We start from the raw sequence: 11,495 nt of genomic DNA on the forward strand, positions 1-11,495 counted from the left end.
CTGCTCGCCGGCGTCCAGTCTCTCCGAGGGCCGTGACTCGCCGACTGGTCATGACGTGGTCGTGGTGAGGCTGCGAAGGGAGCACTCCTGCTCGGTCAGGAACCGCTCAGGGTGCGCGCCCACGGCTCGTCGATGTCGGCGAGGCCCAGGGCGGTGACGACGTTGTCGAGCATGCCGGCACCGAACCACTGACGGATCGCTGACTCGTCGGACCCCAGGAGCTCTCGGACGAGCTCGACCTGCTTGGAGTAGCACCAGCGCACGGCGTCGCCGACGAGCGGCTCGTCGGCGGCGCAGTTGGCGTGCATCAGGAACATCAGCACGTCGCGGTCCTCGATGAGCGCGGCGTACGCCCGTCGTGCCGCCCGCAGCGCCTGCGCCGGCGATCGCGGTGGCGGGGACGTCCTGCTGACGTGCTCGGTCAGCGTGCTCGTCATCAGCTCCGAGACGAAGTAGACGGCGCCCGCGAAGAGTTCCTGCTTGTTGGCGAACAGGCGGTACACGTACGGCTGCGAGATGCCGGCGCGCTCGGCGATCTCGTGTGTCGTGGTCCCGTAGAACCCCTTGCGCGAGAAGCAGGCGACAGCCGCCTCGAGCACGGTCCGACGTCGCTCGTCGCTCTTCGCGCTGGTGCCGGGTGCGGGCATGGGAGGAAGTTAATCACGCGTGCCCAGCCGGGGTACACCAGGGCTTTCGGACGGTCCGTCAGCCGCCGAAGCTCGCGGCCACGCCCGTCCCCGTGGCGTCGCCGTCGGGCGTGAGCGCCTCCATGGCGACCAGCGGGTTCCAGTAGTCGACGTAGCGGGTGATCCGCCCCTCGTCGTCGGTGTGGACCACCGAGATGCAGGTCTGCTCGTACGGCTTGCCGGTGGGAACCGCCCGCCCGACCGACCGGAACTCGGCGACGGCCCGGTTCGGGTCGGTCGTCTCGTGGAAGACGAGTCCGACGAACTCCACGTCGAAGGTCTCGGGGAAGCGGCTCATGTGCGCTCGCAGCGCCTCGCGACCCTGGACATGCTTCGGCATCCCGGTCGGCGCGAAGGGAAAAGGGTGGGAATGGAGCGAAGGGGGGCCGCCCGGGCTGTGCTCCGGGCCGGTGGAGCGGCGCTGCGGCCCTCTTCAGGCACACGCCGACCCCAGGCCCTTCCCATGAAATCATGCTAGACTATAATTACCAGTTTTCCCCTTCAGGAGGAGCATCGTGATTGTCATCTGGAGATGGTGGGCGGTAGGGATTGGGCTGCTGTGGATGGCGGGCTGCGGCGCGGCGGGTGAAGAGGTGCTGTCCCAGGGGCGGAGTGCCCAGGCGGTACAGAGCGGAGCATGGCGCATCGCCGCGGACGACCATACCCTGGCGCTGCGCTACGACGGGACCGTCTGGGCCTGGGGAGAGAACGGCAACGGAGAGCTTGGAGATGGCACGACACTTTCCAGGAGCACTCCAGCGCAGGTCCCGGGTCTGAGCGGGGTGTTGGCCGTTGCCGCGGGAAGGAATCACTCCCTGGTGTTGCGTGTCGATGGCACGGTCTGGGCCTGGGGCGGCAACTCCTCGGGACAGCTTGGCAACGGGACGACCACCAGCAGTCTGGTGCCGCTCCAGGTGCCGGGCCTCGGTGGTGTGAAAGCCATTGCGGCGGTGGCGTACTCCTCCTTCGCGCTGCTCTCCGATGGAACGGTGCGCGCCTGGGGCCGCAATGGATTTGGCGTGCTCGGAGACGGGACGACGTCGGATCGCTACACCCCGGTCCCGGTCCTCAATCTCTCCCAGGCCGTGTCCATCGCGGCCGGTGGAGACCACGCCTTCGCGGTGCTCGCCAACGGCACGGTGATGGGGTGGGGCTATAACTACTTTGGCCAGGTGGGAGACGGCACGACCATCAGCCGCACCGCTCCCGTCCCGGTGAAGAACCTCACGGGCGTGAGCGCCGTCTCCGTGATGGGGAGCAACTCCTCCGTGGCGCGGAAGTCCGACGGGACCGTGTGGAGCTGGGGTGACAACTGGGTCGGGCAGCTCGGCGTCGGTTCGGCGGTCAGCACCAGCCCCACTCCCGTCCAGGTCCCCGGTATCACCACGGCCGTGGCCATCCAGTCCGGGGTGGGTCACGGCATGGCACTGCTCGCCGACGGTACGTTGAAGGGCTGGGGCTACAACCTCTATGGCCAGCTTGGCGACGGCACCACGAGAACCCGCTACACGCCCGTCCTGGTGCCAGGGCTTGCCCAGGTCGTGCATCTTGCCGCCGGGACCCTGCACTCCCTGGCGGTGACCGCTGACGGGAAGGTATGGGCCTGGGGCGACAACGCCCAGGGGACACTCGGAGACGGGACAACGACCCAGCGCCTCGCTCCCGTGACAGTCGTTGGGCTGCCACAGTAGGTGGCCGGCAGGACCACGAGGCCCGGTGTCGCCGCCGGGCCTCGTGCGCTGAAATCAGAGTTCCCTACGGATCAGCTGCTCGAGCGAGACCGGTCCGTCGCCCCTGCACCAGCCCGCCGCCCAGCAACACGGCCCCCATTCCGCCTGGACTCATGGTGGGTTGAGCGGGCTCGGTCCAGAAACCTGGGTCTCGACGCCGGTTCGTGCTCAGTAAATCAACAGGCCCCAATCCTTCTCATACATAAAATTTCCGGCAGGCTGGAAGACGGGCGGCCTCGTCCGTTCCGCCGAGGGAGTTCTCATTTTTTTGGGATGGCACCCCACCCGAGCCCTCTTTCTTTTCGGGAAAGCCTTTTTCCGGCCTTCACTGGCGGGGCCGCGCCGCGTGCTGGTGAGGAGAATCATGAGGATCCGCGTCGGTGATGCAGTTCTGGAAAATTCATATCGCCGTATGCCTATCGCTCCTGACCCCTCTCATGCGTCGGCCACGCAGGGGGCCCTTCGTATACGCCCAGGCTGATTTTCTTTTTTGCACCAGCCCGCCCCCTCAAACAGGGCCCCCATTCCGCCTCTAGTTTGTCGGCGTTCATCGCAGCAGTCTCTCAACCACCCTGTTCGTCCCCACGGGCCCCCCGGAGTTGTTCGCATGCGCGTATTGTTCGGTCATTCGAAGGAGCAGGAAACCCCGAAGTTGCCAGTGAAGCGCCCGCGGAAGCTCGGCGCGATGTTGCTGGCGTGCCTCTCCCTCGGCGGCATGTCCATGACGGGCTGCGGCTCGACGGAAAGTGGTGAGCCGCTCGAGCAGGTGGTGAACGAGTCCGCGGACCTGCGCCGCAGCGAGCTGCACTACCTGAACAAGACGGACCGCTTCGCGACAGGCGAGGGAGAGGTGGTGGCCCACCGTCCCTTCCGGGCGGTGACGTTCCAGGTGACGGCGCCGGAGTCCTCCCGCTTCGAGTACCAGCTGCGCGAGCCGGGCGGCACGTGGGGCAGCTGGCAGCCGGTGCCCTTCGAGTGGCGCCAGGGAGAGATGGGCAGCGGCCAGGTGGTGCTCGCCACCGAGGCGGACGCGGTGCGCGTGCGCGCGAGTGAGGGGGCCGAGTTCGTGCGCCTGGAGCTCTTCGCCAAGGCCCAGGTGATTCACGACGACGACGAGGGCCTCGGCCTCTACGCGAGCCCCGACAGCATCCGCCAGTCCGTTGCCATTGCCGGCCGGTGGGCGCCTCCCGCGGACGTGCTGAATGCAGGTGCCTCGCAGTACATGCCCTACGAGGGCCCGCCCGCCGTGTGCGCCGGTGGCCTGCTGCCCGGCACGCGCGAAATCGGTGACTGGATTCGCCAGCACTTCCCGCAGGCCACCTCCTACGGCGGCTACGCCTGCCGCGGCAACACCGCCGACCCGAGCGTCCTCTCCATCCACGCCGCGGGCCGCGCGCTGGACGTCTTTGTCCCGCTCTCCGGAGGGGCCGCGGACAACACGAAGGGCGACGCGATTGGCAACCACCTCATCAAGAATGCCCGCTACATGGGCGTGCTCTACATCATCTGGGACCAGGCCCAGTGGAGCGGCTCGGCGTCCGGCACCAAGATGAGCGCGTACACGGGCCCCAACCCGCATACCGACCACCTCCACATCGAATTCTCCACCGCGGCCGCGCGCGACCGTGCCACCCAGTTCTTCAAGGACGGCAAGCCGCCTCCGGGCGGCGTCGCGGGCCTGAACCCGGCGCACAACCACCCGTCGGCGGTGTCCATGGCGGCCGGCACGCAGCAGGTGTACATCCGCGGCCCGGGCAGCTCGCTGTGGGTGAAGGGGTGGAATGGCAGCGTGTGGGGCAGTTGGCTGGACTTGGGTGGCCAACTGACGTCCGCGCCCTCCGCCACCTCACCGGCTCCCAACGTCACGCACGTCTACGTGCGCGGCACCGACAACCAGTTGCACGTGAAGGGCTTCGCCAACAACACCTGGGGGGACTGGGTGCCGCTCGGTGGCATCCTCACCTCCGGCCCCTCCGCCGTCTCCCCCAACCCGAACGTCACCTGGGTTTTCATCCGCGCCCAGGACAACAGGCTGTGGGTGAAGGGCTGGGCCAACAACACCTGGGGGGACTGGGTGCAGATTGGTGGCGACTTCACCTTCGCCTCCGACCCGTCCGCCGTCTCCATGTCCCCCGGCACCACCCAGGTGTACGTGCGTGGCCACGACAACGCCCTCTGGGTGATTGGCTTCGACGGCACCCAGTGGGGCACCTGGGTGAACCTCGGTGGCACCCTCTCCTCCGCGCCCGCCGCCGTCTCCGCCTCCCCCAACACCACCTACGTCTACGGACGCGGCTCCGACAACGCCATCCACGTGAAGGGCTTCTCCAACAACACCTGGGGCAGCTGGCTGTCCCTCGGCGGCACCATGACGTCCTCGCCCACCGCCGTCTCCGACACCCTCAACACCAACCACATCTACGCACGCGGCTCCGACAACGCCGTCTGGGTAAAGGGCTGGACCAACAACACCTGGGGGGACTGGGTGTCCATCGGCGGCACCATGCCGGACTAGGCCTGTTGAGGGAGAGGGCTGGTGCGGAGGGGCCGAGGAGGGCCGCTGACGGGTGGCACCTCGTTCTCCTCCTCCGCACCTGCTTGGGGGAGCGCACCGGGGACCGGGGGGGTGTTGCTCCCCGGGTCAGGGACTGACCCGGGGCCAACGCGTCCTACCTGTACCGGTAGGCCACGTTCTTGCCGTCGACGGTCACCGGCTCCGGCTCCCGCGCACCCACGACTTACGTCGCGAGCTTGTCCGCGCTCACGCCCGCTTCCCGTTGGCCGTGCTCGGCGGCCACCAGGCGATCCGCGAAGGTGGCGACCACCAACGCGCTGACACCCACCAACGCGGCGGGCAGGCCCAGCATCCGGGGCTCCATCACCGTCACCAGCACCCCGCCGATCGCTCCACCCAGCGCGATGCCGAGGTACAGCGCGGAGGAGTTCAGCGAGACCGTGAACGCCCCCTGCCGGCTGGCCAGGGACAACAGCCGGTGTTGCTGCGGGACCAGGTACATCCACCCGGTCATCCCCCACACGAACATCGACACGCCGGCCAGCACCGGGTGAGTGAAGGTCCACGGGATCAGCGCGAGGTCCAGGGTCATCCCGCCCACGGATAGCCACAGCACCGCGCGGTCGGAGAACCGGTCGGTCGCCGGGCCCGCGATCGCATTGCCGACCATCGCGCCCACGCCGAAGACCAGCAACAGCACCGACAGGGCCCCACCACCGCCACCGCTCGACGCCTGCAGCACCGGGCCGATGTAGGTGTAGATGAGGTGCTCCGAACAGACCGCCAGCAGGGTGACCGTGAGGGTCGCCAACACCGCGGGGCTCCGCAGGGGGGAGAGCCGATCGCGCAGCGAATGCGCACCCCCTGGAGGCAGCGTGGGCAGCCGCGCGGCCACGCCGAGCAGGGACAGCAGTCCGAGCGCCGCCACCAGCCACAGCGTGGCGCGCCAGCCCAACCGGCTGCCCACCAGGGTCCCAATCGGCACGCCGAGCGCCGTGGACAGGGTGAGCCCGCCGATCACGATGGACAACGCCGAGCCACGGCGTCCCTCCGGCACCAGGGCCGCCGCGACCCCCGAGGCCTGCGGGGTGAACGAAGCCGCACCGGCGGCGGCGACGATCCGGCCCAGGGCCACGATGAAGAAGGAACTCGCGGTAGCCGAGATGATGTTGCCCAGGGAGAACACCACCAGTGCGGTGAGCAGCACGGTGCGCCGGGGCAACGAGCCCGTGAGCGTCGCGCTGATCGGCGCGAACACCGCATAGGCGATGGAGAACACCGTCACGAGCTGTCCGGCGGTACCGACCGAGACGGACAGATCGGCGGCGAGCTCCGGGAGCACTCCAGCGATGACGAAAGCGTCGGTGCCGATGGCGAAGGTGCCTACGGCGAGCAGCCATAATACGAACGGCACGGTTGATTCACTCCTGTAGTCGGTTGGACGAAGGGCTCGCGAGAGCGTCGCGCGCGAAAACGCCGATCACGAACGCCTCGGCAGGTTGAGCTCGGACCAGACCTGGTCCAGGGCCTTGGCGAACTTCGTGGTCTCCTGCTCGGTGTGGCGCGACGTCGGCGTCACCCGGAGCCGCTCGGTCCCTTCCGGCACCGTCGGAGCATTCACCGGCTGCACGTAGAACCCATGCCCCTCCAGCAGCCGCGCGCTGACCGCCTTGCACTGGTGCGCATTGCCGACCAGCACCGGCAGGATGTGGCTGTCGCTCGACACGAGCGGGATGCCGCTGGCGGCCAACGCCGCCTTGAGCTGCCCGCTGCGCGCCATGAGCAGCTCGCGCTGGGTGGCATCGTGACGCAGGTGCCGCACGCTCGCCAGCGCACCGGCCACCACCGGAGCGGGCGCGGACGTGCTGAACACGAACTGCACGGCGAAGGAGCGCACGGTGTCCACGATCTCCTCGGGACCGACGATGTAACCGCCGGCGCCGCCGTAGCCCTTGCCGAACCCTCCCTGGAAGATGGTGATCTGATCGCGCAGCCCCAGGTGCTCGGCGTAGCCGGAGCCCTCCCGGCCATAGATGCCCGCCGAGTGGATCTCATCCAGGTAGGTCATGGCGCCGAACTCGTTGGCCAGCTTCACGATCTCCGCCACCGGGGCGAAGTCGCCCTCCATCGAGTACAGCGACTCGAAGGCGATCAGCTTGGGACGGTCGGCTCCCACCTCGCTGAGCAACTGCCGCAGGTGCGCGACATCGTTGTGCCGGAAGATGCGCTTGTCGGCCCCGCTGTTGCGGACACCGTGAATGATCGACGCGTGATTCAGCTCGTCGGAGAAGATCACGAGCCCGGGGATCTTCCGGCCGAGCGTGGTGATGGTGGCGTCGTTGGCGGTGAAGCCGGTGCTGAACAACAGCGCCCGCGGCTTGCGGTACAGCGAGGCCAGCTCGGCCTCCAGCTGCTGGTGATAGATGCTCGTGCCGGAGATGCTGCGGGCGCCACCCGTCCCGAGGCCGACCCGCTGGACGGCCTCGACGACCGAGGAGACCACGACCGGATGCTGGCTCATCCCCAGATAGTCATTGGAGCACCAGACGGAGATCTCCCGGGTCCCGTTGGCCTCGTGAACCAGCGCGGTGGGGCTCAGGTCCACGCGGCGCTCCAGGTTCAGGTAGGTGCGGTAGCGCCCCTGCGCCTTCACGGTGTCGATCTCGGAGGCCAGTTGCTTGAGGACGGTCATTGCGAAACTCCTGGGGAAGGGAAACAGGTTTTCCGGGCGCTGCTCGCGCCCGGCTCATCATGTGGGTTGCAGGGACGCCGACAGGGCGGGCCTTATATCAGGCGAGCAATTTCTTTCCGGTGATGGCGGCGGCCCGCAGGGCCGGGGCCACCCGGTATCGGGTGGGAGGGAGGATCGTGGCGAGGTGATCGAGCACGGTGCACACCCAGGGGGCACCAACGGAGTCGCCCCAGTGCAACAGACCTACCGGGTAGTTGACGGCGAGGCGCATCGCGATCTCCACCGCCTCGGCACTACACACGCCCTGTGCGACCACGTCGGTCGCCTCGTTGATGAGCATGCACACCGTGCGTGCCACCACCAGACCTGGCGAATCCCTGAAGACCGCCGTCCGGCCAGCGAACACACCGATCAAGGCGAGTGCCTGCTCGAGCTGCTCGGCCTGGACGTCATGGCTCGGAGCCACCGCCAGGTGTTTCACCGCGCGGTAGTCGAGCGCCAGATCGAACACCACGACCGGCCGGCCGAGCGCCCGGGCACGCAGATAGGCCGTCCGCCCATCCGTCACGGTCACCGCGACGCCCCCTGGAAGTTCGAGGAACCCAAGGCCGTCCGGCCCGCCTTCGTGTGCCGCCAACGGCCGGGACTCGACCTCGACTCCCTTGTTCCGCAACACCTCGACCACCGGGTTGGCGGGGCCGAGGCTCCCGTGCAGCGTCACCCGCGACGGCCGCTGGGACGAGGACACCTCTGCGCCCGAGACCGCCCGCAGACCACTGCTCCCCTCGTAGGTGAAGAAGCCCCGGCCCGTCTTGCGCCCCAGCAACCCTGCCTCGACCAGGGCCTGCTGGGTCAGCGAAGGCGTGAACCGGGCGTCATGGCCGAACGCGTTCCAGATCTGCCGCGTCACCTCCGCGTTGACGTCCTGCCCGATGAGATCGGTCAACGCCAACGGCCCCATCGCGAACCCGCCACTCCCGGTCAACACCGAGTCGATGACCGCGGGGTCGGCATTGCCCTCGTCCAGCAACCGCAAGGCTTCGGTATAGAACGGCCGAGCGACCCGATTGACGATGAAGCCGGGGGACGGTCGGCACGTCACGGGCGTCTTGCCCCAGGCCTGGAGGGTGGCGACGGCCCGGTCGGTGACCGCTCCCTCGGTGCGCATGCCGGGCACCACCTCGACGAGCTTCATCAACGGCGCCGGGTTGAAGAAGTGCAACCCGAGGAACCGCTCCGGATGCTTCAGCTTCGATGCGAGCCGGTTGATGGACAGCGACGAGGTGTTCGTGGACAGGATCGCCCCGGGAGCAAGCACCGCCTCGAGCTCGGCGAACAGGCGCTGCTTGAGCTCGAGGTCCTCGGCGACGGATTCGATCACCAGCTCGGCCTTCGCCAGCCCCGCCAGCTCGGAGACCGGGTGCAGACGCTGGCCAGCCTCCCGCGCCTGCTCCGCGGTGAGGAGCCCCTTCTCCGCCAGCCGCGTCAGCCGCGCCCGGACGGAGTCGACGCCGGCCTCCAGCCGCTCTCGCGAGCGGTTGAACCACTGGACCGGGTGCCCGGCCAGCACGGCGATCTGGGCGATCCCCTGCCCCATGCTGCCAGAGCCGAGGACCGCGATGACCGCGGTGGATGGCAGGGCCCCAGCCCGGGGCGAGACGTCCACTTTGGGCGCCCAGGCAGGCCCGGCAGCGCCATCCAACTTGTATGAGTATGAAACAGTCATGTCATTCCTCTGATGCAATGCCGAGCGAAGCGGAGCCTCGAGCGGGCGCTACGCTGGCGCGCTCATGGCGACGGCGGACGTCTGGCTGCCGATCGCGAATGCCATGGAGAGCACCTGATTGACCGACGTCTCCCGAGCCCCCTCGGCCACGTGATCCCAATCGCAGTCGGGATCCGGCTGCTCCAGGTTGATGTTCGGGCACAGGCACTGGTTGTGAATCATCAGCGCACTGGCCGCGATGTTGACCACCCCGGAAGCCCCCATCATATGGCCGAAGATGGGCTTGACCGAGGTCATGGGCGCCCACTGGCTGCGCAGGGTGGTGTCGCCATAGAGCGCCTTGATGGCCCGGCCTTCCGCCATGTCGTTGTACCGCGTCGCCGTGCCGTGACCACAGAAGTAGTCGATGCCGTCGAGCGAACGGCCCACCGTCCGCAGCACCCCGCGCAGGAAGTTCGCGGTCACCTCTCCGGTCAGATCCATGCTGGTGGGATGGTTGTTCTCGTTCATGCAACCCACCCCATCCACCAGGGCGTAGATGCGGGCGCCGCGGGCCACCGCCCGGTCCAGACGCTCCAGCGACAGCACCATCGCGCCCTCGCCGAAGGCGAAACCGTCCCGCCGCGAGTCATACGGCTTCATCGCCTCCGAAGCCACCGTCTCCCGGGTGAGGAGGTTGTTGGCGCCGTAGATCTCCAGCATCGGCCGGAAGAGCGGGAACTCGTAGCCGCCGACGAACATCACATCGGCGGTGTCGCTCTCGAGCTCACGGAGCGCGACGTGGAGCGCCTGGTAGCCGCCCACGCAGGCGCTGCTCAGGTTCATCACGAGCCCCTGGATGCCACTGTACATGGCGGCCATGGACGTCGGCGTCCCCGGCAGCCCCGGGATCATGTCGTGACCAACGAACGAGCCCTCACCCTCGAAGTGGGCCTCGAGCTTGTTGCACCACCACTCCATGGGACCGCGCGAGTTGGACGTCACGAACCCCATGCGGCTCGGGGACACGTCGTCCTGGGCCAGGCCCGCATCGCGGCGGGCCTGCTCGAGCGCCGCCATGACGATGAGGATCTCCCGGCTGTACCTGGCCGCGAACTTCTCGGGGAGCTTGGGAAGGAATTTCTTGTAGTCGAAGTCCCGGACCTGTGCCGCCAGCTTGACCGCGAAATCAGTGGTGTCGAATCGATCCAACAAGCCGATCTGCGAGCGTCCCTGCCGGAGATGAGCCCAGAAGCTCTCGACGGAGAAGGTGCCCGGCAGGATGGGACCGATGCCAGTGATGGCCACAGCACTGCTCCTCGGAACAGCGTGCAATAACATTGAAGAATCTCTTTCCTCAACAACCAAAACAGACGCGCCAGGGTCGGCCTCGTGCCGACGGATGTCAGAATTCTGCTTCGATGCAATCCATTGAGTCAGTCATGGCCCAGGACGTCGACGCTCCCCTCACCTCGCACACGACTGTCCACTGCCCAACTAACACGTCTTCCCGATTACAGCAAGACAGGGCGTTCATCCAGCCTCTCTTTTTTTCCTGCATTTGCGCGAGTGCTCGTGTCAGGCCCGAGGCCCGAAGAGCATGCGGATGCACTGGAGGGGACGAACAGGACGCAGGGGGGCGTCTACGGGCGGCCTAGGGACAACACAGACAGATACAAAGGCGCCGCATACACCAGCCTCCTGGTTGTGACACAATCGTGAGCCAATCCTTTTCAAGCCTGGATAAATCGGATTTTCGATTCTTCTACGGAAACAGGCCGAGTCGGGACAGCCATGGGGCGAGCGGCTTATACGTGAATCGCTTCTGCACTTCAATGACTCAGTGCAGAATCCGACACACCCAGGGTATGGAGGAAATCGTTTTCCATCGTGATGGAAGGGCATCAGGTCAACGGCCCGGTCGTCTCGGCTGCCACCATTGCAGACATCGACCGCCTCGCGACCCACATCCACGCACACCAGCCGCGACAGCCCGTGTCTGCCTTTGGGTCACTCCTCGTGGCGTCCAGGCGGGATGGGGGCGCGCAAAGGCCGAGGACGCCCAGCAGCGGCTGCAACTGGAGCTCACCCAGCGCAGGACGAAACACACTGGTACCTGATGTATGCCATTGAGGCCGACTTGCCCAACCCGCACGTGCTGGAGGGG

General features: G+C 67.4%; 8 protein-coding genes. 2 read left to right on the forward strand and 6 right to left on the reverse strand.

Translation table 11 applies throughout. From position 1 onward, the window contains the following. Nucleotides 1–95: 95 nt before the first annotated feature. Nucleotides 96–647 carry a TetR/AcrR family transcriptional regulator gene (locus D187_RS33725; RefSeq protein WP_043432743.1) on the reverse strand — a complete coding sequence of 184 codons (552 nt, stop codon included), beginning with the start codon at nt 645–647 and terminating at the stop codon, nt 96–98. A gap of 58 nt (nt 648–705) precedes the next feature. Beyond that, the gene (locus D187_RS33730) at nt 706–1,026 is read right to left on the reverse strand and encodes a nuclear transport factor 2 family protein (RefSeq protein ID WP_002624236.1); all 321 of its coding nucleotides are present in this window, start codon (nt 1,024–1,026) and stop codon (nt 706–708) included. A gap of 175 nt (nt 1,027–1,201) precedes the next feature. Here D187_RS33730 and D187_RS33735 point away from each other — a divergent pair, with 175 nt between their 5' ends. Further along, nucleotides 1,202–2,377 (forward strand): RCC1 domain-containing protein, encoded by a 1,176-nt coding sequence (locus D187_RS33735; RefSeq protein WP_002624237.1) that lies wholly within the window; start codon nt 1,202–1,204, stop codon nt 2,375–2,377. A 646-nt stretch (nt 2,378–3,023) separates the two neighbouring features. Then, a complete protein-coding gene (locus D187_RS50755; protein WP_002624238.1) occupies nt 3,024–4,931 on the forward strand; it encodes a PLL family lectin in 1,908 nt (635 codons plus the stop codon). Between the two features lie 223 nt (nt 4,932–5,154). Here the strand turns inward: D187_RS50755 and D187_RS33745 are convergent, their stop codons facing one another. The 4 genes from D187_RS33745 to D187_RS33760 all read right to left on the reverse strand — a co-directional run bounded on the left by D187_RS33745 (nt 5,155) and on the right by D187_RS33760 (nt 10,636). After that, nucleotides 5,155–6,345, reverse strand: a complete 1,191-nt coding sequence (locus D187_RS33745) for an MFS transporter (RefSeq protein WP_002624239.1) — start codon at nt 6,343–6,345, stop codon at nt 5,155–5,157. A gap of 66 nt (nt 6,346–6,411) precedes the next feature. Further along, nucleotides 6,412–7,623: a 5-aminolevulinate synthase gene (gene hemA, locus D187_RS33750; protein WP_002624240.1), complete on the reverse strand. Its 1,212-nt coding sequence runs from the start codon at nt 7,621–7,623 to the stop codon at nt 6,412–6,414. A gap of 97 nt (nt 7,624–7,720) precedes the next feature. After that, nucleotides 7,721–9,349, reverse strand: a complete 1,629-nt coding sequence (locus tag D187_RS33755) for a 3-hydroxyacyl-CoA dehydrogenase (RefSeq protein WP_081713964.1) — start codon at nt 9,347–9,349, stop codon at nt 7,721–7,723. Between the two features lie 48 nt (nt 9,350–9,397). After that, entirely contained in the window at nt 9,398–10,636 is a 1,239-nt protein-coding gene (locus D187_RS33760) for a beta-ketoacyl-[acyl-carrier-protein] synthase family protein (protein ID WP_002624243.1), read from the reverse strand. Nucleotides 10,637–11,495 lie beyond the last annotated feature (859 nt).

Origin of the sequence: Cystobacter fuscus DSM 2262 (genome assembly GCF_000335475.2) — a bacterium.
GTDB lineage: Bacteria > Myxococcota > Myxococcia > Myxococcales > Myxococcaceae > Cystobacter > Cystobacter fuscus.

What these genes read in the sequence shown, in the direction of transcription:
- D187_RS33725 (WP_043432743.1), bottom strand. Translation starts at nt 647, where the DNA reads ATGCCCGCACCCGGCACCAGCGCGAAGAGCGACGAGCGACGTCGGACC.
- D187_RS50755 (WP_002624238.1), top strand. Translation starts at nt 3,024, where the DNA reads ATGCGCGTATTGTTCGGTCATTCGAAGGAGCAGGAAACCCCGAAGTTG.
- D187_RS33755 (WP_081713964.1), bottom strand. Translation starts at nt 9,349, where the DNA reads ATGACTGTTTCATACTCATACAAGTTGGATGGCGCTGCCGGGCCTGCC.
- D187_RS33730 (WP_002624236.1), bottom strand. Translation starts at nt 1,026, where the DNA reads ATGCCGAAGCATGTCCAGGGTCGCGAGGCGCTGCGAGCGCACATGAGC.
- hemA (WP_002624240.1), bottom strand. Translation starts at nt 7,623, where the DNA reads ATGACCGTCCTCAAGCAACTGGCCTCCGAGATCGACACCGTGAAGGCG.